Below are 22,134 nucleotides of genomic sequence, written 5' to 3'. Positions count from 1 at the left end.
GCTGAGCGCGTGGACGCAGACCAGCACCATCACGAAGCGCTGGAAGCCGTTCCGCGCGTGGCCAAGGTCGCCGGCCAGCCGGTCCGAGGGCATGGAAGGCGGGCTTTGTTGATCCCTGCGAAGACGAGGCCGCGGGGGGGGGGGGGGGGGGGGGGGATCGCACAAGACCTCGCCTCTTGCCGAAGGGCCCGGAGCGGGCAAGCCCATCGACCGTTTCATCGAGCTCCGAGGGCCGGCCCGCGGCGCCGCCGCCCTGCCAAACTCCATGCCGACAAGGCTTACGACAACCCCCTGCGGAAATGGCTCAGAGAACGTCGCATCACGCCCCGCATCGCCCGCAGTGGAGTTGAGTCCTCCCAGAAGCTGGGCCGCCACCGCTGGACCCTCGAGCGGACCATAGCCTGGCTCGCAGAATTTTCCGGCCGCTGCCCGGAGGACATCGTCGGCCGACTCTGTGCGGCCGTGGTCTATGGCCGTGCGCTGACCCGGCGGGCACGGACATCGTGGTAGACGTACATGGCGATGGTCAGCGCCGTCACCAGGTAGAAGAGCCACAGGCCGAAGGCGACCGGGGGGCCTGAGTCTGTGCTGGGTTCATAGGGTGGGTTGGATGTGGCCTGCCAGCCGAGGCACACAACGGTGAGCGCCACTGCGCCGTAGCCCGCCAGCCGCGTGGGTACCCGGGAACCTAGAACGAGCAGCGTGACCGCCACCAGCAGTGTCGCCACCCCGACGCCGGCTCCGACGGTGGTGAAGGCTCCCCAGGCTCGTGCGTTCCACTCTAAGAAGTCCTCTTCCTCCGCGTAGACGATCCGTTTGCCGAACGACTCGATAACGCTGTCGCTCGGGTTCCAGTACCCGGGCCTGTAAGCGGGCCGGAACAAAATGATCGTGTGCAGCGCCAGCAGCGCCGCCGGCGGGCCCAGCCGCTCCAGCCGCTCCCGCCTCGTGGACGGCACGCGCCGCGATGTCGTGGTCGTGCTGGACGCGCGCAGCAGCGAAGCGCACTCGGCGGCGGTGGGCCGCTCCTCGGGACGCGCGGCGGTCATCCGGGCGAGCAGGGCCAGTACGGGCTCGCAGATGGAGGATTGGACCTGGGGCATGAGCTGCGTGACGGGCAGTCGGTGGCCGGTGAGCTTCTCGATCAGGACGATTCCCAGGGCGTAGACGTCCGAGGCGGGTGTGGCGGCACGGCCCTGGAGCTGTTCGGGGGCCATGTAGCCGGGGGTGCCGAAGTACCTTCCGGTGGTGGTGGCTGTGCGGGTGAGAGAGGCGTCGTCCCGGGCTATGCCGAAGTCCATCAGCACGGTGCGCCCGTCGGCACAGATCATGATGTTGGCGGGCTTGATGTCCCGGTGCACAACCTTCGCTGCGTGGACGTGCGCGAGAACGTCCGCCAAGTGCGCCCCGGTCTCCACGACCGAGTCCACGTGCGAGAACTCCCAGGTGGCGCCGTCCAGCAACTCCATCACGAGGTAAGGCAGGGGCTGGTTGTCGTGGTCGGCCGTTCCGGCGTCGTGAACGGTCACGACGCTGCCGTGGCGGAGCGAGGCGAGCGTGCGGGCCTCACGGGCGAACCGCTGAGCCGCCTCCGGGTACTGCGTGACGCCGGTGACGAACTTGATGGCGACCCGTCGGCCGAGGGTATGGTCCGTCGCCTCCCAGACCTCACCCAAGCCACCCCTGCCAAGGAGGCGTCCCACGCGGTAGCGGCTCCCGACGGCCATACCCTGCTGCACCCAATCCCCCTAGCGTCACCAGAGTCGATGAGATGGCCAATCTAGAGCAGGTCACCACGGCTGCGTAGGGACCCAAGGCCACCAGCCGCTCACTGACCCTCACCACGCCTCAGAAGCCAGCCAAATGAGATGATCTCTTATGCGGCTACCGGGAGGCTGACGAGAGGCTCAAGGAGAACGCGCTGCACGGTGTGCAGTATGACGCCGGGGCCTAGGAGGCCCCGGCGTCACAGGCAGTTTTGGGATCAGTCGGCCGTTGGTCCGCGGATGCCGCTAACTGACGCGCAGGTGGCGCGGATCGAGCCGTTGCTCCCGGCAGGCCAGGCCTGCGACGCACCGACCTGTTCACTGACGTCGCGGCCCGCCTGCGCGTTCCCCGTCGGCGAGGACGGCCCCGCAATGTCGTAGACGTCTCTCTGGAGACCTACGGGGCATGTGACTTCCATCACATTCAAGCGTGCTTGGGGTGCTGGCCCGTACGCGGTAACGGCCTCGCTGCGAGGCATGCGCCGCATTATTCGATGAGGGCGAGCGGTGTTCACTCTGCGTTTGCCTTCGAATCTGGTGCAGGGCGTGCCCCGGTGGGGGCTGGGGGTGCGGGAAGGCTCGCTGGCGGTTCGGCAGTGCGAGACCGGCTGCCCTGTGGTGTCCGCTGAGGTGGGGCCCGGCGCGGAGAGCGGTCTCAATTTTCGGTTCACGTCGCGACGGCATTCATCACTCTTTGTGGATAGGTAAATTGAAGTGCGACGAGGAGGGGATTCCCTCGGACTGGGGCTCGTGGGGCACGTGGGGGCGCGTCAAAGGCCATTGTCTTGCGGCAGGTTGACGGGAACACTGTTCCTTACGCGGAGTCGCTGCCGTATTCCCGAATTGCCGGGCACCGGTGTCGACGCGTGGGGAAGGTGAGGTGAAGTCACATGGGTATGAAGATGACGATGACCACCCGCTGTTCGGTCTCTGTGCGCTGGCAGCACGTGCGAGTGGTCATCATCGTCATGGTCCTCGTGTTCCTGAGTGTGATGACTCGCGGAGACGGTGACACGACGCTGGTCGACGCGCTGTTGCCGCGCGTCTGAGGGGTGAGCAGGTCCCTCCAACGGGGGCGGTTGCCGGGAGACCGGTGACCGCCCCTTCTCTTTGTCAGGCTAGCGCACAAAGTCTGGCCGATGAAGGGGAATCCGCTCGAATTCTCCATGGCGTTCTTGAAACTATCCGGTAAGGATCCCGGCAGGCGTCGGGCGTGTGCGAATTGAACACGGCGGTGGGAAGAGGCTGTGACAGCCGTGGAAGGCCCGGTTCCAGCAGCCGGTTTGCCCAACTCATCAACTCTGTCCAACTCATCAGCTCACGGAGAGAACACGGCGGAATTCCGTGTCGCCGTACTCGTCAGGTGAGGCGATGGCGACTCCCTGTGCCTCCACCCACGCGTGGAAACGGTAGGGGTCGTCCGCCGTGCCGACGCACCACACCACACGCCGGCCGGTCAGGGCCAGGACCCCGAGCGTGGCCAGGGACAATTCCAGGCAGGCGGCGCGTCCGGGGTACCACCGGGCTGCCCGGCGCACCGTCGCGAGGGAGGCTGAGGCCTGCGCCGGTGTGGCCTCCCGCCGGCACCAGATGCGTGCGGTCCAGCTCACCGTACGGGAGACGGTTCTCAACGGCAGCCGGATCAGCAGCAGAGCGCCGAGGAGTGCGAGCAGGCCGAGTAGCGCGGTCACGGCGCCGCGAAGGGAGCGGTCGCGTTCGCCCCGCACCGGTTCGGCGGCCATGGTCATCTGGGCCGCGGCCAGGGGCACTTCGGTGTCGGGCGGAACCTCGCGCTGCGGTGGGGGGTGCCAGGCGGATTCGTGACCGTCCGGACGCCGGCCCGCGGTCACCGGTGTCCGCTCCGCCGGGGGAGGCGCAGCGTCGGCCGCCGGGTTCGGGTAGGTGCGGTGTCCCGCCGCGGGGGCCGTCCGGCTCGGGGTGTGTGCGGCGAGGAGGCCAAGGCTGATCAGGTCGTCGGCGAGGCGGCGGGCGTCCTCGCGGATCCGGTCGTGCCGCACGTGCGGGTAGCGGCCGGCCAACACCAGTACCGCGGAGTCGAAGTCCCCGCTGCGGTGCCATTCCTGCCAGAGGGTATGAGCCATGGAGTTCATCGCGAAGCAGTGGCCGGACCGCACGTCCAGCAGCACGCTGCCACCGTGCGGTGAGGTGCTCTCGCGAACGTACGCGGACACGCTCAGCCGCGTCATGACAGCTCCTGCCCGCTGTCGCCGGCCGTCAGCCACAGGTCCGCGCCGAGCAGGCGGTTGAGCGCTGGGAAGGGTGAGGGCAGACCCGCGACCGCCCGTTCGACCGAGGCGATCACCCGCGAGGGTTCGATGATTCCGAGTTCGGCCAGCGGGGATCGCAGGAGCCGTGCTCTGATCTGTGTCGCCGAGCGGCGGGCGCCGCGGTAGTTCTCGGCCGCGTAGTCGCCCTTGGTCCTGCGCCGCAGTACGGGGTCGGGAACCAGGCCGGTCAGGGCGGCCGCCAGCAGCGGCTTGGCGGTGAACGGGTCGATCCGGTGCGGCAAGGGGAGGCGGGTGCAGACTCGTACGATCTCGCTGTCCAGGAAGGGAGCGTGTGGCCAGATGCCGAACGCGCGGGCTGTGGAGGTGAACTGAGCCTGCACGGCGGCGGAGGTGCGCAGCTCACACAGGACTGCCCGGGTGCCCGGTGTCGCGGGCGCTGAAGGGGATGCGGGGCCGGCCGATCGGGCACGCTCCTCGGCGAGTTCGGCCAGCTCGGCCAGGTGCCGACGTGCTCTGGTGGTCAGCCAGGCCGTCTCCGGTCCCGGCGCCGGCCACCAGGCAACCGCGTCCGCCCACCGCGGCGGGTGGTCCAGGGGCTCGTCGAGATCGGATGCGAGTTTGCTCATCGCCTGGTGCAGGGGAGTTCGTGCAAGGCGCCTGGCCCGCAGAATGACGTCGGCCGGGGAGAGTTGACGTATGCGGGCCAGCGCGCGCCCGTCGCTCAGGAGTCTGCGCAGTCCGGCGGTGGCCGCGATGTCACCGAGGTAGGAGGGGGGCGCGGCCAGTAGTGCGTCGCCGCCCTCGCCGGTCAGGTGAAGGCCGGGCCCGCCGCGCGCGATGTGGTCAAGTCGCAGCCGTTGTCGGGCGCCGATGGCCGCTGCCGGATCGGGCTGGTCCGCAGAGCCGTGCTCGGGCAGGTCGCTGTAGGGCAGGGAGTCCTCACCGCCACGGGTCACGGTGAGCCGGATCGATGGTGCCTGCTCGGCGTGGACCAGGGCGTGGACGAGATCGCCGGCGGGTGCGCCGGGGTGGTGGTAGACGAAGGCGTCCAGGGGCGGTCGGCCGGTGGTGCGGGCGGCCAGGAAGGCCAGGGAGGTGGAGTCCAGGCCGCCGCTGAAGTCCGAGGTGATGCGTGGGGCGCTGTCGGTGCGCAGGGTGACGGCGCGCGTGAGGGCCGAGCGTAACTGGGCCGCGCTGTCCTCGAACCGCGTGCCGGGATCGGGGGCGAGGTCCTCGTACGTCCAATGGGTGCAGCCGCCGGAAGGAGCGACTCTCAGGGCCTGGCCGCCACCGAGCCGGCGGATTCCGTCGTACGCTGTGCGCCCTTCCGTGAGTTCGGGAACCGCGGGGCAGACGATGTGCGCGGCGAGCACGGCCGTATCGGGCCGGCCGGCTGTTCCGGACAGGGCCGCCGCCGTCCTCGCCCGGGTGGACAGAACCGTGTTGGGGCCCTGGCGCCCGTAGTAGAGGGGAAACTGGCCCGCCGGGTCGACATATGCGGTGAGGTGGCCGTCGTCTTGGAGCACGATGAGCAGGTAGGCGCCGGGCCATCGGGTCAGGCGTTCCCAGTGGCCGTCCTGCACGGCCTGCCGCAGATCATGACGCATCGTCACTTCATCGGCGAGGCACTGGCCGACGGCGGCCAGCCGGGCGTGTGCGCACTGTACGGTGCGGACCTCACCGGGGTGCCAGGGCCCCCAGGACCAGAGCAGGGGTTCGCCTGGCCACAGCCGGGTGGCTCCACGCGGCGCCGGGGGAGGTGCCGGTGACAGCAGTCCCGCGATGGTGGGCCCGTCGGGAGGGGGAAGGACAGGAGACGGGCAGCGCGGGTCCGTGGCTGCGGCGGGGGCCGCGGGTCGGGGCATGAGAGATGTCCGGAATATCAGTAGTAGTACTGGGCATTGGCATCGGCGCACCCGCTGGGGGAGCTGCCCAGCGCCACCTCACGGACATGCCCCAGGTCGACCACCATCGGCGGTTCGTAGGCTGCCGCTTCCTCGGGGGACGGCGCGGCCCCGGCCTTCACCGATTGTCGCGGATATCCGAAATCCTCGTACGGGGATACGGCAATGGGCTCGTAGTTCATGAGGCCGCCTCGGGTCAGGGGCATCAGCTGCCCCGGAAAAGGATCGGAACGGGAAGGACGCGTGCGCCGGCCATCCCGGCGTCGTCGGAGCCCCAAAGTGTAGCGATTCTCCAGCCGCTCCTGGTGCCGAATCGGCCCGTGATCGCAGGTGCTCCGGCCTGGCAGTTCCCGCCCTTGTTTCCTGGCGGCAGAAGGGTTTCCGCTCTCTCCCACTGGTCCGCTGACGGGAGGGCGACTCATTCGATCAACGGCGCTCACTCATTTGAACGAGCGCGGCAGTGACAGCGGGTCCACAGTGCCGTATCGAAGAAGAGAGGGGCTTGGGCGGCTCGTTGGCCATCGAGTATCTCCCTAAGTGCCTTGGCGGGTGAGATACGAGTTCGACAGTCGGGTGTCTACATGTTGTTGGCCGGGTGCTCCATGCCGCGAAGCCCCAGGATCAAAGCGCCCTGGGCTTCGGCCCGGGTGTCCAGTTCGCTGAGGCCGAGGACGAACTTGGAGTCCTCGGCGACCGCGCCGGGCAGCGCGAAACGACGCAAGGACTCCTTGCAGCCCTCCAGCAGCAGCGGACTCTGGGCGAGCTGCCCGCCGATGACGACGAGGTCGGGGTTGAGCAGGTTGCACAGCTGGGCCAGTGACTGCCCCAGGAGCCGGCCGGCGTCGTGGATCACCCGCATGCAGACCGCGTCCTGTGCCTGGGCGGCTGCGATGACCTGTTCGAGCGTCTCCGGTGGGGGCGCGCTGTTGCGGGCCCGCGCGGTACGGACCTGCGCGATCAGCGCGTCGGCGCCGATCACCGTCTCCAGGCAGCCGCGTCCACCGCACTGGCAGACCGCGCCGTGCGGGTCCACGGTGAGGTGACCTAGTTCCCCTGCCATGCCGCCGTGGCCCCGCAGCACGCTGTTGTGCACGATGATGCCGGCGCCGACACCCGTCGACGCCTTCACGTAGACCACCGTTTCGGCGTGTTCCCGTGTGCTGTAGGTCTGTTCGGCCAACGCGCCGAGGTTGGCGTCGTTGTCGATGAAAGCGCGCACGCCCAGCCAGGTGCCCAGGTCTTTCACCGGGTCGTCGCCGTCCCGCCAGGGCGGGAGGATCGGCGGGGTGAAGCCGCCGGTGCGCGGGTTGATCATCCGGGGTACGGCGATGCCGAGGGAGAACACGTCGGAGCGGCGCCGCTGTGTTCCTTCGATCGCCTCGTCGATCATCTGCCTGACCTCGGGCAGAGCCCGGGACCAGCCCCTGCTGACGCCTTCCGAGCTGACCCGCGAGGTCACCTGGTCGAATTCCTTGTCGAGTCTGCGGGCGACCACGGTCATGTGGTTGAACCCGAGGTGCACGCCCACGCCGACGTCGTTCACAGCTGAGAGGCAGACCTTGCCGCGCTCTTTGGTGGCGGGTACGAGGCCGACCTCCGCGAGTTCGCGGACCGCGGCCGACACGGTGGCCTGCGAGAGCAGGGTGCGGTGCGCGATGTCGGCCTGGGTGCCGGACTTGATCGCCACGGCGAGAAGGACCTTCCTGCGGTTGGCTGCCCGGGTGGGGCCGGCCTCAGGCAGCCGGCCAAAGAGATCGTCCGCGTTCGCCATTGGCCCCCCAGCCCCGGTATCCGCATCTCGATTTTTTAGATCGAAGAGCAAATAATACCAGCCGAACCTTCAATTCGAACCGGCTTTGGCTTCGAATAGTTAAGTGGCAGTGAGGTGGCCGATGGGACTTCCGAGCGCTCCGATGTGTGTCGGCGACCTCTCTGGAGGTTCGTAATTGGCTGAAATTTTCTAGAGAAAGTCGTTGGCGTGGGTGTTTTTGGTCAGGATGCTCATCTATTGATCGAATCAGAGGGCGCGGCCAGAGACGAGGCGCCCTTCGATGGACTCCGCGAAGATCGCACCGCCCAGGTAGAGCGGCGTCGTCAAGGTGTCCGCCACGCCGTCGATCGCCTTCGTGTCGGTCGTGGGAACGGTCCGCTGGGTGACGTTCTCCGCGTCACCGTCGAGGGGAACGGTACGGATCTCGTAGGAGCCGACGGACAGGAGCCGGTCGCGGGAGAGGCCGAGGGCGCTGGGATTGCCGCGGGCCGGGAGGTCCCATAGCTTCTTGCCGGACTTCCAGTCGTACGCGGTCAGGCGGTCCGGGAGTTCGGCCCTCTCGTCGGTGCTCGCGATGACCAGAACTCCCTTCTCCCCGACGACCGGGGCGATGTCGGGCTCCTTCGTGGCCCCGATCGTGCGGCGGGAGGCAAGAGTGCCGCTGTCGAGCACGCGCACGCCCTCGTGCTCCACGGACCAGCACAGGATCGCGCCCGCGTAGCCGATGAGGCCGCTGCACGCGGGCTCCGGCACCCTGGCCTTCTCGTCGCCTGCCAGGGTGGAGAGGGAGAGGACGCCGCCGCCCTCCAGGGCCGTGTACAGCCGGCCGCTCCGCACGAGCAGCGCGCCCTGGGGTTTGCCGTCGACGCTGGTCTTCCACAGTTGCCTGCCGGTGCTCGCACGCCGGGCCCGCAGCACGGTGGTGCGCGGCTCGGGCGCGGCCCGCCTGTTGAACTCGGCCGTGTACACCACCCCTTGCGCGTACGCCACGGATACCACTCCCGCGTGCGCAGGGGCTTCGTGCCGCCAGACTTCGTCGCCCGTCGCCACGTCCAGGCCGGTCACCCCCAGTTCGCTGGGGACGAAGACCCGCTCGCCGTCGGTCTCGGGAGGGTTCTCCTGGATGCCACTCGGTTTCCCCGAGAAGCCGGGCGCCTTCCAGCGGTCCTTGCCGGTCGCGGCGTCCAGGGCAATCGCGGCGCCCCACCCGTCCCGGCACACGAGCGTGGACCGCACGATGACGCAGCCCTTGCCCATGCTGTCCACGCCCTTCGGCTTCTTGCGCGACCACGGCCGCCAGCCATCGGGGAGCGCGTCTTCGCGCACGGCCGACGCGCCGAACTCCCCGGAACGGCCCTGGTTGCCCAAGGCGGTGACCACACGACCGGACGCCGAGCCGGCATCCGGCGGTGAGCCCGCGGCGGGAGTGCCCGCCGGATCGTCCCTGAGGGCGTCCGGCAACATCACCCCCGCCACGGCGACCACCACGGCGGCCGCGGCGGACGCCGCGACCCAAGGCAATCGGCGCCGCTTGAGAACCGGCGCGGGACCGAACGCCCCCAAGGCGGGCGGCGCTTGCGGCGGGGGAGGCTCGCCCGCCCCGGACCGCTCGAACTCGGACCGCTCGAATGCTGCCGCGGCGGATCGGTACTCGGCGAACAGTGACAGCGCGTCGGAGGGCCAGGGGAAAGGAGTGGCCGCGGTGCCGTCGGCCAGGCGCTCGGCGAGCTCGGTCGGCGTGGGGCGGCGGTCCGGATCGGTGGCCAGGCACTCGGCGACGATGCCGCGCAGCTCGTCCGGCACCCCGGAGAGGTCCGCGTCACCCTGGGAGATGCGGAAGACGACCGAGGCCAGCTCCGAGTCGTCGAAAGGGCCGCGGCCTGTGGCGGCGTGACACAGGACCGCGCCGAGTGAGAAGACGTCCGATGCGGGGACGACCGCGTGTGAGCCCTCGATCTGCTCCGGTGCCATGAAGCCCGGTGTGCCCACGAGCACGCCCGTCATCGTGAGGGCCGTCGCCTCGAAGGCCCGCGCGATACCGAAGTCGATCAGGCGGGGGCCTTCGGGTGTGAGCAGCACGTTCCCCGGCTTCAGGTCACGGTGCAGGACCCTCGCCGCGTGCACCACGGCGAGCGCCCGGGCCAACCCCGCCCCCAGCGCCCGAACCGACTTCACCGGAAGTGGACCGCAGCGCGCGACCGCGTCGGCGAGGGAGGGCCCCGGCACGTACTCCGTTGCCAGCCAGGGCAGTCGGGCCTCCGCGTCGCCGTCCAGGAGAGCGGCGGTGAACGGTCCCGTGACCGCGCGAGCGGCGGCCATCTCCCGCCGGAAGCGGACACGGAACGCGTCGTCCAGATCCACGTCGAGTTCCTGCCGGACGGCTTTGACGGCGACGAGCTGCCCCTGGTCACGCCGGGCGAGGAACACCTCACCCATGCCGCCCGCACCGATCCTGGCGAGGAGACGGTAGGGGCCGATGTGGCGGGCGGCACCGGGCGGCAGAGGCGTGAGCATGCGAATCCTCAACTCATGGGCACGTACAGGGCGGTGACCGGTTCGGCCCGGTCCGCTACGGCAGTTCCACCGACGAGATCCTGCCCTCGTCGTAGACGATGTGGGCGACGCCGCCGAGGGCCAGGACGGTCGGCGCACGCAGCATCTCGGAGATGACGGTGCCGTTGACGTTCGGCGGGGGCTCGGGGCGGTCGCCCGGCGCTCCGGGCACGGGATGGCGCGTCACCTTCCCGGTACCGGCGCCGAGCGGCAGCGTGTACAGCGCGCCGCTGTCCGCGTAGACGGCACGATCGCCGAGCATCAGCGGCGACGAGGCCGGCACGTTCCCCTTCGGCAGCTTCGCGGAACGCAGCACTCTTCCGTTCCCCCTGTCATTGACCTGGACGCTGTTCTTGCCGGGGTCCACGGAGACCACGAGGGCGCGGCTCACGGCCGTCGGGCCCGCGGCCGGTCCGTACCCCTCGGGCGCCGGGTAGAAGAGAGGCTCTCCCGCCTGCTTGAAGGTGCGGGCCTTCAGTTGCAGCAACTTCACGCGCGGCGAGGGAGCGTCGCTCTCGGACGCGTCGTCGGCGGACGTCGTGCACAGCACGTCCTCGCCGACGAGCACCGCCCCGCAGCCGTTCTCCGACCGCCCGAGTTCCTCGCCGGTCCGTGCGTCGTACGCTGCCAGGCTGTCCTTCTCGTCGGCGTACACGACTCCGTCGCGCAGGGCCCGCATCTGGTAGCGGTTGATGTCGGCCTTGGCCGTCAGCGGGGTGCCGATCTCCTCGTCCCACAGAGGGCGGCCACCGTCGAGGTCGTAGGCGTGCAGGGAGGCGATCGCCCCCTCGTTCACGTACGAATCCTCCGCGGTGACCAGGAGCGTGTCGTCGTCCATGAGCGGACGCAGCGTGAACGCGCCCGCGCCCTCCGGGGCAGGCGCGTCCCAAATGACGTCACCGGTCGTGGAGTCGCGGACCTGGAGCACGCCTTCGTGGGCGATGACCGCCCTGCCGCCGCGCACCTGCGGTTCGAGTACGTCGCCGGGTCTGAAGTAGGCGCCGCTCGGGCCGATGTACGCCTCGTCGACACCGCCTTCAGGGTCGACCTTGCCGGACTTCCACAGCCGTTTCCCGTCGACCGCGCTCAGCGCCTCGTATGTGCCGTTGGTCAGCAGGCAGACGATGGCACGGGTGTCGGCGGCGCAGCTCATGGGGGAGTGGCTCAGAGCGCCCCGCCACGCCTTCCACCCCTTGGGCCGCTGGGCGGCGACCTGGTCCACCACCCCGGACCGGTCGGCCGTGCCCTCCGCGTCGACCCCGGCCCGCGCGATCAGTTTCTCCACGGCTGCCGGGTCGGTGGGCCCCGGATCCACCTTGCCCGGCACGGCCGAGCCACCGGGCCGTGCGGCCTCCGGGCTTTCGCCGCCGGACTTTTCCGACCAGGGCCCCCATACGGCGAGCGCCCCGCCCAGCGCGCCCGCCACCACAGCGACGGCGATGGTGGCGAGCAGCACGCGTGGCGTGCGATGGCGGGGGCGGGCCGTGGCCGGCGGGGGCGAGCCGCTCATCGTCGGCAGTTGATGCAAGCCGACGCCGACGGGCAGCCCTGGAGCGCCGGCGGGGTGGCCGGGTGCGGTGACCGGATGCCCCGGCACTGTCGCCGGGCCGCCCTGAGCGGTGGCCGGACGCTGCCCGGCCTCCGGCTCCGGCCAGCGCGGGACCGGCAGCAACGCCCGGCCCGAAGCGCACAGTTGCTCCACATCCCGCCGCGCCTCGTCGACGGTCGCCCGTACCGCGTCCGGCCACTCGGCGTTCGTCGCCGCGTCCCGCAGCCGTACGAGCCGTTCGGCGACCTCTGTCGCGCCGGGCCGCCCGGCCGGGTCCCGCGCCAGGCACGCCGCGAGGATGTCCCTCAACTCGCCCGGAACAGAGGCGAGGTCGGCCTCGGCCCGCGACACCCGGTACAGGACGGCGGCCATGGGCCCGTCCCCGAAAGGGTCCCGCCCTGTCACCGCGTAAGTGAGCACCGATGCCAGGCAGAAGACGTCCGATGCCGCCACCACATGCCTGCCGCCCGCCACATGCTCCGGTGACATGAAGCCCGGGGTGCCGACGAGCAGGCCCGACTGGGTCATGGTCGTGGCGTCCTGGACCCGGGCCACGCCGAAGTCGATCAGCTTGGGGCCGTCCTGGCCGAGCAGTACGTTGCCCGGCTTGAGGTCACGGTGCAGGGCGCCCGCCTCATGCACCACGGTCAGCGCCTGGGCCACGCCCGCTCCGAGCGCGGCGACGGCACCCATGGGCAGCGGACCGTGCCGGCGCACGGCCTCGGAGAGGGTGGGCCCGGCGACGTACTCCGTGGCCAGCCACGGCACTTCCCCCTCGGCCTCGCTTGCCACGAGCCGGGCCACGAAGGGGCTGTCGACGCAGGCCGCGACCTCCGCCTCGCGCCGGAAACGCCGCCGGAAGACGTCGTCCGTCGCCAGTTCGTTGCGGATGGCCTTGACGGCGACGAGGTCACCGGGGCCGAACGCGTCGTTGTCACCGGGGCGCGCGAGGAAGACCTCACCCATCCCGCCCGCCCCGAGGCGGGCCAGCGTCACATAGGGACCGAGCCGCCGAGGTGACGTATCCCGCAACTGGCCGATCATCCGCCCCGCCCCCCGTACCCCGGTCAACTGCCGTCCATCGGCGTCACGTTACCCCGGACCATGGAACATCCGCGCTACGCGCGCCATGGGGACAGCGGCGGTGGAGCCCCGCTCCTGATGGTGAGGACGGGCGGATTCGGCCTCGGATCCGGCAGTTGACCCCCGCGGCTCCAAGGGGGCGGGATCTGGACCCCGTGGTCCGCGGTCAGGCGTGGGGAAGACGCTGTTTAGCGCACAGTGACGTTGAAGACCGGCGACAGCGTGGCACCGCTCGCCACACGAAGATCGTTCTTGCCCTTCAGGCCGAGCTTGACGCGCATGGAGTACGCGCCGGACTTGTTCACGGTCGCGCTGGCGGGCAGCGTCTTCCACGTGCCGCGCTGCTTCTGCTGCAAGTTCACCTTGCTGCCCGCCTTGACACCCGTCGCCTTGCCGCTGACGCGCAGTTCCTGCCAGGCCTTCACCGAAGTCGCGGACGGCTTGGCGCTCAGCGAGGCCTTCGCCTTCGCGGTGGGGCTGGTCTTCTGGGTGCCGAGCATCTTGCCGGTCTTGACATCCCAGATCGCGTACGGCGTGCCGCCTCCCTGCGTCTTGCTGTACAGACGCTTGCCGTCGGCGCTCAGGTGCACGTAGATGCCGTCATTGACGGTCTGCCCAGGCTTGAGGAGCTTGCCGTTGTAGTACGGGTGGCTACCGTCCTTGACGGTGATGACGACGCCGGCTCCGATGTCGATCTTCGTGGCCTTCGCGGCGGCCGCGGCGTGCTGCACGGCGGCGGGCCGCTCGGGCGAGGGCGAACTCGCCAGGGCCGCTGCGGCCGGAGCCAACAGGGCCGTACCCGCGATGACCGAGACGGTGGCGGTACGCAGGGTGCTGCGGCTGTGAGTGGCGGTGCGCATAACGGTGGTGCTCCCCTTTGTGATGCGGTGGTGCTCGCGCGCAGCGCGAACCCACCGGCTCAGTGGATATACGCGGTACGGACTCTTGCTCTCTGCCATCCCGCGAATGCGTAATAAAGGTAAATCACCCGCTATTGCGTCCACTCATAGGTTACGTAACGGTGTCCCGTAGATCACCTCACGGGTGTGTGTCAGGCCTGGGGGCCGGTCCTGTTCCGCCGCCCCCCGCCGTCCAGGTCGTTGACCTGCCTGCCGTGTCCGGCCAGTGCAACGACCCCCCGCACCCTTGCGGGGAGTTGGAGTGTCCATGACGATGGGGCGCATGTCGCAGCAGACGGGCACTTCCCGGCGTACCGTCCTGACCGCAGCCGCGGCCGCCACCACGGCCGGGGCCGTCGGTATGCAGACGGCCCCCGCCACCGCGCGTGACGGCGGGCGGCCCACGGCCCAGGAACCGACGCGCGAACTGCGCGCGATCCTGCGGGAGATCGACCATCGGCGCATCGAGGCGACGGTGCGGCGGCTCGCCGCGTTCGGAACCCGGCACACACTGTCTTCGCAGGACGACCCCGTACGTGGCATCGGCGCCGCCCGCGACTGGATCCTCGCCGAGCTGCGGCGCCACGCGCGACGCTCGGGCGGGCGGATGACCGTCGAGCTCCAGTCGTACGTCCAGGAACCGGGTCCGCGCATCCCCACTCCGACGCGGATCACCAACGTCGTGGCCACACTGCGCGGTTCGGCCTCCCCCGACCGCTTGTATGTCGTCTCCGGGCACTACGACTCGCGCGCCAGTGACGTCATGGACTTCACGAGCGATGCGCCCGGAGCCGACGACGACGCCTCCGGGGTCGCGCTCGTCATGGAGCTCGCGCGCGTCATGGCGACCCGGCGCATCGGCGCGACGCTCGTGTTCGCGGCCGTCGCGGGCGAGGAGCAGGGGCTGTTCGGCGCGGCGCACATGGCGGAGCAGTTCAAGCAGCGCAAGGCCGATGTCCAGGGGATGTTCACCAATGACATCGTCGGCAGCTCCACCGCCGACGACGGCACCCGCGACCCGCGGACGATCCGCCTCTTCGCGGAGGGCGTCCCCTCGTCAGAAACACCTGAGGAGGCCGCCGTCAGACGTTCGGTAGGCGGCGAGAACGACTCGCCGGCACGCCAGCTCGCCCGCTTCGTAGAGGATGTGGCCGCGAACGACGCGACGGGGATGCGGGTGCGCGTCGTCTACCGCCGCGACCGCTACCTGCGCGGCGGAGACCACATCCCCTTCCTCGAACGCGCCTACCCCGCAGCCCGGTTCACCGAGCCCGCCGAGGACTTCGCCCACCAGCACCAGGACGTCCGCGTGGTGGACGGCAAGCAGTACGGGGACCTGCCGGAGTTCTGCGACTTCCCGTTCATCGCCCGCGTCGCCCGCGTCAATGCCGCCGCCCTGTGGAGCCTCGCCCAGGCCCCCGGCACCCCGCGCGGCGCGAAGATCCTCACCGCCGCGCTGACCAACGAGACCGAGCTGGTGTGGGAGCGCGGCACCGAGGCCGACCTCGCCGGATACGAAGTCGTGTGGCGCGAGACGACCGACCCCGACTGGACCCATGTGATCGACGTCGGCGACGCCACCCGTCACACCGTCGACCTGTCCAAGGACAACGTCTTCTTCGGCGTACGCGCGGTCGGCCGCTCCGGCCTGCGCAGCCCCGTCGCGTTCCCCACGCCGCAACGCTGAGGCGCCCCGAGGCCGGCGAGGGCCGAGTGGGACGGAGTGTCCTGTTCGGCCGCGTACGTGACCAGACACTGGTCGCCCTCGCCGGGCAGGCGCAGCGTCTCGCGGCGCAGGGTCAGCTCACCAGCCGTGGGGTGACGCAGCCGCTCGATGCCGTAGGCGTGCTCGCCCACATGGTGCTCGGCCCACAGGGCGCGGAAGTCCTCGCTGCGCACCGACAGTTCGCCGAGCAGATCGCACAGCCGGTCATCACAGGGGTACCGGCCCAGGTCCAAGCGCAGGGCCGCGACGGTGCCGCGCGCGCTCTCCTCCCACGCCTCCCGGTCCGGGTACAAGCCGCGCACGGCCGGGTCGAGGAAGATCAGCCAGGCCGCGTTGCGCTGCCCGGACGGCAGGGCCTCGAAGTCGGTGAACAGCGCTCGGGCCGCCTCATTGGACGCCAGGATGTCCAGTCGGCGGCCCAGCACGTACGCGGGCACCTCGCCGAGCGCCGTGAGCAGGACCCGCACACCCGTCCTGACCGGTTGCGGGACGGGAGGTGTCGAAGCCGGATGGCGCAGGGCGCGGGTGAGGTGGCCCAGGTGCGCGCGTTCGGCTTCGTCCAGGCGCAAGGCCCTGGCGACGGCGTCCAGGACATGGTCGGAGACATTGTGGGTGCGGCCCTGCTCGAGCCGTATGTAGTAGTCGACGCTCACCCCCGCCAGGTCCGCCAGCTCTTCACGCCGCAGGCCAGGAACACGTCGGCGGCCACTGAACGGGCGTACGCCGAGGTCCTCCGGCCCCAGCCGGGCGCGGCGGGAGCGGAGGAACGCGGAGAGCTCAGTGCGGAAGTCCATGGGTCAAGTGTCCGTCACAGGGTGGTTCTGCCAGACCCAGGGTCGAGCCGAGCCCTGGGTAGGGGAGCGGATCTCCCGCAGAGTCACTACCGCAAGACACCGCGAGCCACCGCGGGGCCCGCAAGAGATCGCGGGGACCCGCACCGTCATGAGGCCTCATGCAGGTGGCCTCATGCACAAGACACCAAAGGACCTCGCACCCAACGCGGTCCGTACACGCACCCTGGGAGACCACCATGACCATCACCACCGAGCAGACCGCCTCCCTCGCCCGCCCCCTCACCGGCCGGATCGCCGTCGTGACCGGAGCCTCCAGCGGCATCGGCGAGGCGACAGCCCGCAAACTGGCCGCCCAGGGTGCGCACGTCGCCCTGCTGGCCCGGCGCGCCGATCGCCTGGAAGAGCACGTGGCCCACATCGAGGCGGCCGGCGGCACCGCCCTCGCCCTGCCCACCGACGTGACCGACCCCGCCTCGCTCACCGCGGCCGCCGCCGACATCCACGCCCGCCTCGGCCGCGTCGACCTCGTCGTCAACAACGCCGGCCTCGCCCTGCCCGACCTCCTGGACGGGTCGGCGGGCGCCAACTGGCGGAGGATGATCGACGTGAACGTCACCGGCGCGTTCGCCGTCGTGGAGACATTCGTCCCGGACCTGCTCGCGGCAGCGGCCGAGCGGGGCCACGCGGACCTGGTCAACATCTCCTCCGCGGCCGCCCAGTCCGTCCTGCCCGGCTTCGCCGGGTACGCCGCCTCCAAGGCCGCTTTCAGCCACCTCTCCCGCAATCTGCGGGCCCAGCTCAGCCCCGCCGACGTACGCGTGACGAACATCGAACCCGGCACCGTCGGCACCGAGCTGCGCGACCACATCGACGAACCGGCCATCAGCGCCGCCGTCCAAGAGGCCGTGGCCTCCATCGAGGGCATCCCCTCGGGGAGCGACGTCGCCGAGCTGATCGCCTTTGCCGTCGAGCGCCCGCGACACATCAACCTGTCCCAGATCTCCGTGCTGCCCACGCGGGAAGCGTAGTTAGGGGCCCCGCCGGGCCCCCGAGTGGCTGCTATACCTGGGTGAGGTAGCGACGGACTACCGGCCAACGGCGTGCCGTGCCCTGTCCACCAGCGCTGTGGCGGTTCCCTAGAACTCTAGTTCTTGGTCGTGCACGGCTGGCTACGGGAGTTCTACGGGAAGCCTGGTCGGCACAGGGGAGGCGAGAACAGGTGGCCGTGCAGACTGAAGGGTGGGCGGCAGACGGGACGAGAGTGCCTGCACCGGCCTGGATCGAGGCCTCGCTGAAGCTCAAAGAAGGCCGGGACCCGCTCGGGCTCCAGACGACCACGCAGGACCGATTGATGCCGGTTCTGCTGCCTGGGATCCTGGAGCTGACCCGGCGGGCCCGCTACTTCTCCTTTCATGCCTTCCTGCTCGCTGAGTACCGGGACCGTCACTTGGCGGCCGACGGAAATGCGCTGTCGGCGTTCATCAAGCGTCGCGAATGGGAGTTCGGCCTCGCCGTGCTGCGATGCCCCCGGGGCTGCGGATCGAGCCCGGTGGGAGCCCGCAGGCTGAGCGGACTGGCGAGGGGGCCGGGCCCCTATGAACGGGGCGAATCAGTGGCGAGTGCCTTTGGCGGTTACGGGTTGTACTATCGCTCGCCGATGGCGGAGTTCGGCATCGTAGCCAGAGCTGGGACGCTGCTTGGCGGTCGGCCCATCCCTATCGACGTGCTCCACGACACCGACCGGGCCCGGCGGCCCGCCAGCGCGTTCAAGTCCGCTGTGGAGCACACCGCGTACTACCAGCGTGTCATGTGGACGACCGATGACCTGCCTGCCGATGTACTCGATGAGTACGCCCATGCCGCCTGCTTGTGCCGTCTGAGAGAGCTGCCCGAAGAGCGTGCTGCCGTCCACGCCGCGCTGTTCTGCACGGACGCCCCGACCATCGAAGCACGCTCCCCAGGGGGCGACGAGAACAGCGCACTACAGGGTGTGGGTGACGGACCGGAAGCTATCGGGGAGGTCTTCGCGGAGGCGGGAGTGCGGCAGCGGTGCCTCAGCGTCGGTCACTACCTCTCGCTCCTGGATGCTGACCCGAGCGTTGTCGCCTCGGAGACTGCGTACCGCGACGGGTTGTGGTCGCCGCCAGCGCCCCGTGGCGATGCCCATGCTGTGGTAGCGGGCCAGTGGGCGGCACTGATAGCCAAAGACGTCTGGCAGGAGGCGCTCTGCTCGGTTTGGGTCGAGTTCTGCCGAGCCGGCCTGATCCGAACCGGCGAACTCGGCCGCGGCCTCACCTGGGATGAGGTGCGCGGGGTCGCTGCAGGTCTGGCAGCCGGGCAACCGGACCTTCGCCCCACCTCTTCGACCACGGCCGTCGCCGCCCAGCTCGCGGCTGGCACGCTCGCCGTACCGGATGCCGACGGCATCCTCGTGGATGTGGCAACCGCACCGCTGGACGATCTGCGACGGCTCACCAGCCAGCTCGATACCGCCTCCTCCGGTCTTGTGGTCTTGCTTGAGCTGGTCCGCCGGATGGAAGGCCGCGCTGGAGACGGCTGGCAGAAGGCTGCCGACATCAGGTCGGGATGGCAGCCCTCGATCGCAGACGTCACCGCGGCCCTGCGTACGCACCTGGCCGATAGCCCCACCGTGGCGGACACGTTGTGGTGGCTGGTGTCGCGGTTCGTCATCCCCGTCCATGAGCGCATCGCGTACTCGAAGCTGCCAGAGCGCACCTTCCGCTTCCGTTGGGAGGACGGCCTGCTGCACTTCTACGACCATGGAGTGGAGCGGTTTCCGCTGGCCGCTGTCCGCAATGCGCCCCTGGCATCTCTCACTTGGGACCTCGGCTTGTGGACTGAGACCGACGACGATAGACGTCCGGCAGCACTGACCGCACGGGGCATGAGATTCGTCGAAGAGGCCCTCGGATGACGGACACTCCCGAGAGCGGTCCGATGACTCGTACAGTCCAGCCCATCGTCGAACTCTTCAACGGCGGCGCGCAGGCGCTATGGGCCACGACGTACACCATGGATCTCGCGCTGTTCAACGAGTTCCTCCTCGCCCGGCTCGGCGAACCGCCGCTCAACATCGCTGTGCTGGCTGACCACCGGCGTCTCAGCACCAGCCTCGGCCGCATACCCGCTCAGCGCGCCGACACGCTCGCACCGGTGAACCGCCGTTGGCTCCTGCGCGGTGTCCGGATCAGCGGGGCATTCCACCCCAAGTCCTATCTGGCGGTTGCCGATGGCAGGGCCACACTGCTGGTCGGTTCCGGGAACCTGTCGGCCGGCGGTCTGGACGACGGCCGCGAGGCGTTCACCACCTTCAGGTCGGGCACCCTGGTCGGCGACGCCGCCATCGCCGCGTGGCGGTCATGGATGCGGCGCCTCGTCGGCATAGTCGGTGACACCACGCTCGCCGCACGCTTCCAGCATCTCGAAGGCCAGATCCCGTCCACGGCCGTGGTTACCCAGCACGTGCCATCGCCCCTGCTGCACAACCTTGACACCCCCATCGCCGACCAGCTTGCAACCGTTGTCACGGAGTCGGGAACTCGCGTGAACGAGTTATGGCTGGCTGCTCCCTTCTACGACGCCGATGCCGTCGCAGTCGGCACCTTGCTCGACATGCTGAAGCCGGAAAGGGTGAAGCTCTTCGTCACCGGATCTACCAGCGTCAACGGCGAGCGACTCGCCGAGCGACTCGCCACAAGCGGCGCTGGCGTGGACGTGGCCGCCTATGAGCCAGATCAGTTCGTCCACGCCAAGCTCATAGGCATCCTGGCGGGACCGCGAGCGTGGCTGCTGTCCGGCTCGGCGAACCTCTCAAGCGCCGCGCTCAGGCTGACCCACGCCGCTCAGGGCAACATCGAACTCGCCGTCCTCGCCCCGTTGGGAACCGACGAAGTTCGGGCCGCATTCACACCACCCGGCACGACGGTTCGGGAACACCGTCTCCAAACGCTGACGTACCTCAGTTTCCGTGCCCGACCGGAGCCGGCGCTCCCCGCGGTGCAGCTCGTGGCCGCCAGCGCGCATCCCGATGGCCGGATCGAGATCACGACCGAGCCGGCCTGGAGCGACGACTGGCTCCTCGACGACCTCACATGCCATCAGGCCCTCACCGCTGATGACAAAGGCCGTGTCCTAACCGTCGGGCCGCTGGAGGGCCGACTTGTCCAACTCCTCGACGCCGACAAGCAAGTCCTGTCGAACCGCGTCATTGTCGACGATCCGGCCGCCCTCGCCGCCACGCTCATCAAGGGCTCGACCCGCTCTGGCGGCGACATTCCCCCCGAACTCCACGGTGCGGAATTGGACACACCTCTCGGCCGGGCTCTCGTCCGGCTGCACCGCAACCTCGCCATGGACGTCAGCGAACTGGCCACGACCACCAGCACCGCGGCGGAGGCCCGGGGCGAGCACAGTGAACAGACGGATGACGACCTGTGGGAGCGCCTCGAACGCGAACAGTTCGCATGCGACCCCCGGGCGAGCATCTACAACCGCGTGTGGCGGCGCCACACTCTAGGAGGCGCCGAACCGCTCATCGAACTGATCGATGCGCTCCGCGCCTCTACCCCGGCCACCGCCGGCGCGCATCCGCATTCCCTGCTCGCACAGCTCCTCGACCGTACGCACGAGCAACCTGCCCAAGGGGAGCACAGGCCGCCCCGGCCTTGGAAGCCGTCCACGCGGATCAGGACGCGCGCCCGGAACCTCCTGCGTCGCTGGGCCGCCGCGCAAACCGATCCGCGCCTCGTATGGGTCGATCCATTCGCCCCTGCTGTGAACTTCTCCGTGATGGCTCTTACCCTCGCCTGCCTCCGCCTTGACCAAGCCCGCCACCCGGAGCGGGGCGAACTTACCGAGGACGATCTGGACGAGATATGGCAACTGTGGCTGCGGCCGTTCGTAGGGACCGGCCAGGGTGACGGCTGGCTCGACCAGCTCGACGAGCCCACCCGAACGCAAGTACTCGACCGGCTGCCCACTTGCCTGCCGGAAACCGTCGCGGCTCTGTGCTGGCTGCTGGTACAGCCCGGCAGAGACCGGCGCGAACGCATCGTCGCCAGCAAACCGGTCCTATCGGCGGCACTCGCCCACGGTCTGCTCGATCCGACCGAGGCCACAAGCCGTTACCTAACCGATGTAACCCGTCAAACCGTCACCTGCGACATGGCCGTCGATCAGCTCCTCGGCGCCGTCGACTTCATCGACGACGACCTTTGGTGCGCTCGCACGGCTGAAGAGTTCGGCCTGGATGAGTTGAGGCTGGCAGCATCGCCGGACCAAACGGTGGCCATCCGGCTCCGGCTCGATGTCCGCGGCATAACCACCCCGTTCGTTGACGCGCGCGTGCCCCGCCTGGTCGTCGCCGCACAGCACTATCGCCGTTGCGATGGAGTCGTCCTGAGAGCCGTCGAGGGTGGTTGGCGCCTCTCGTTCGTGACCGACGAGACAATCGCATACCTGCCGGGCGTGGGCGGTGCGCTGGCCGAGTCGACTCAGCCCTTAACCCGGAGGGCCCTTGAGGAGCTCTGTACGGCAGGCGGCGTCCTGGCCGACCTTTTCCCCTCCGAATACGCGACGACGCCCTGATGTCGAACGACGTGTTGGTTCAAGCTGAGTGGATCTGCGACAGATTCATGGACGCGATCCTGTACGTGGACCGCACCGGCATCCCTGGCGACACCTGCGACACGATCTCGCCCTTGGGCCACGACGTACGGCTACTTCGCCAAGTGGCAACAGGACGGCGTGTTCGAACAGCTCACCGCCGTGTCTGGGAGCCCAGCACACAGGCGGACGGGTCGGGCCCGCGGCCCTCGGCA

14 protein-coding genes and 1 pseudogene are annotated in these 22,134 nt (G+C 69.7%); 6 read left to right on the top strand and 9 right to left on the bottom strand.

Features of this window, described 5'->3' with window-relative positions:
* Positions 1–231: 231 nt before the first annotated feature.
* Positions 232–417, top strand: a pseudogene (locus CP975_RS35605) (IS5/IS1182 family transposase); the annotation flags it as partial.
* A gap of 50 nt (positions 418–467) precedes the next feature.
* On the opposite strand, the gene CP975_RS00655 reads toward CP975_RS35605, so the two are convergent.
* A complete protein-coding gene (locus tag CP975_RS00655; RefSeq protein WP_281292902.1) occupies positions 468–1,727 on the bottom strand; it encodes a serine/threonine-protein kinase in 1,260 nt (419 codons plus the stop codon).
* 929 nt (positions 1,728–2,656) lie between these two features.
* Between CP975_RS00655 and CP975_RS34890 the strand changes: the two genes are divergently transcribed.
* Positions 2,657–2,815 carry a hypothetical protein gene (locus CP975_RS34890; protein WP_167532651.1) on the top strand — a complete coding sequence of 53 codons (159 nt, stop codon included), beginning with the start codon at positions 2,657–2,659 and terminating at the stop codon, positions 2,813–2,815.
* A 264-nt stretch (positions 2,816–3,079) separates the two neighbouring features.
* Here CP975_RS34890 and CP975_RS00650 read toward each other — a convergent pair whose 3' ends face one another.
* The 7 genes from CP975_RS00650 to CP975_RS36310 form a co-directional block, all read right to left on the bottom strand.
* Positions 3,080–3,973, bottom strand: a complete 894-nt coding sequence (locus CP975_RS00650; RefSeq protein ID WP_055536476.1) for a lasso peptide biosynthesis B2 protein — start codon at positions 3,971–3,973, stop codon at positions 3,080–3,082.
* The gene (locus CP975_RS00645; RefSeq protein ID WP_150476450.1) at positions 3,970–5,880 is read right to left on the bottom strand and encodes an albusnodin/ikarugamycin family macrolactam cyclase; all 1,911 of its coding nucleotides are present in this window, start codon (positions 5,878–5,880) and stop codon (positions 3,970–3,972) included. Before CP975_RS00645 ends, CP975_RS00650 begins: the two co-directional genes overlap by 4 nt.
* A 17-nt stretch (positions 5,881–5,897) precedes the next feature.
* Positions 5,898–6,101 carry a lasso RiPP family leader peptide-containing protein gene (locus tag CP975_RS00640; protein WP_055533341.1) on the bottom strand — a complete coding sequence of 68 codons (204 nt, stop codon included), beginning with the start codon at positions 6,099–6,101 and terminating at the stop codon, positions 5,898–5,900.
* Between the two features lie 395 nt (positions 6,102–6,496).
* A complete protein-coding gene (locus tag CP975_RS00635; protein WP_199783111.1) occupies positions 6,497–7,606 on the bottom strand; it encodes an ROK family transcriptional regulator in 1,110 nt (369 codons plus the stop codon).
* Positions 7,607–7,936: 330 nt separating this feature from the next.
* On the bottom strand, positions 7,937–10,204 hold the full coding sequence (locus tag CP975_RS36185; protein WP_055533337.1) for a protein kinase domain-containing protein: 2,268 nt from the start codon (positions 10,202–10,204) through the stop codon (positions 7,937–7,939).
* A gap of 55 nt (positions 10,205–10,259) precedes the next feature.
* Positions 10,260–12,863 (bottom strand): protein kinase domain-containing protein, encoded by a 2,604-nt coding sequence (locus tag CP975_RS00625; RefSeq protein WP_150476449.1) that lies wholly within the window; start codon positions 12,861–12,863, stop codon positions 10,260–10,262.
* Positions 12,864–13,063: 200 nt separating this feature from the next.
* Positions 13,064–13,735 carry a hypothetical protein gene (locus CP975_RS36310; protein WP_055531839.1) on the bottom strand — a complete coding sequence of 224 codons (672 nt, stop codon included), beginning with the start codon at positions 13,733–13,735 and terminating at the stop codon, positions 13,064–13,066.
* Positions 13,736–14,057: 322 nt separating this feature from the next.
* Here CP975_RS36310 and CP975_RS00615 point away from each other — a divergent pair, with 322 nt between their 5' ends.
* The gene (locus CP975_RS00615; protein WP_150476448.1) at positions 14,058–15,461 is read left to right on the top strand and encodes a M20/M25/M40 family metallo-hydrolase; all 1,404 of its coding nucleotides are present in this window, start codon (positions 14,058–14,060) and stop codon (positions 15,459–15,461) included.
* Here CP975_RS00615 and CP975_RS00610 read toward each other — a convergent pair.
* The gene (locus CP975_RS00610) at positions 15,359–16,294 is read right to left on the bottom strand and encodes a helix-turn-helix transcriptional regulator (protein ID WP_150476447.1); all 936 of its coding nucleotides are present in this window, start codon (positions 16,292–16,294) and stop codon (positions 15,359–15,361) included. The two genes, CP975_RS00615 and CP975_RS00610, sit on opposite strands and share 103 nt — an antisense overlap.
* A gap of 236 nt (positions 16,295–16,530) precedes the next feature.
* On the opposite strand from CP975_RS00610, the gene CP975_RS00605 reads away from it, so the two are divergent.
* The 3 genes from CP975_RS00605 to CP975_RS00595 all read left to right on the top strand — a co-directional run bounded on the left by CP975_RS00605 (position 16,531) and on the right by CP975_RS00595 (position 21,901).
* On the top strand, positions 16,531–17,322 hold the full coding sequence (locus CP975_RS00605; RefSeq protein ID WP_055531841.1) for an SDR family oxidoreductase: 792 nt from the start codon (positions 16,531–16,533) through the stop codon (positions 17,320–17,322).
* A gap of 191 nt (positions 17,323–17,513) precedes the next feature.
* Positions 17,514–19,229: a hypothetical protein gene (locus CP975_RS00600; protein WP_055531843.1), complete on the top strand. Its 1,716-nt coding sequence runs from the start codon at positions 17,514–17,516 to the stop codon at positions 19,227–19,229.
* Positions 19,226–21,901 carry a phospholipase D-like domain-containing protein gene (locus CP975_RS00595; RefSeq protein WP_055531845.1) on the top strand — a complete coding sequence of 892 codons (2,676 nt, stop codon included), beginning with the start codon at positions 19,226–19,228 and terminating at the stop codon, positions 21,899–21,901. The genes CP975_RS00600 and CP975_RS00595 overlap by 4 nt, the downstream gene beginning before the upstream one ends.
* The last annotated feature ends 233 nt before the right edge of the window (positions 21,902–22,134 follow it).

Origin of the sequence: Streptomyces alboniger, from assembly GCF_008704395.1 — a bacterium.
GTDB classification, from domain to species: domain Bacteria; phylum Actinomycetota; class Actinomycetes; order Streptomycetales; family Streptomycetaceae; genus Streptomyces; species Streptomyces alboniger.
This window is presented reverse-complemented; position numbering and strand designations above follow the sequence as displayed.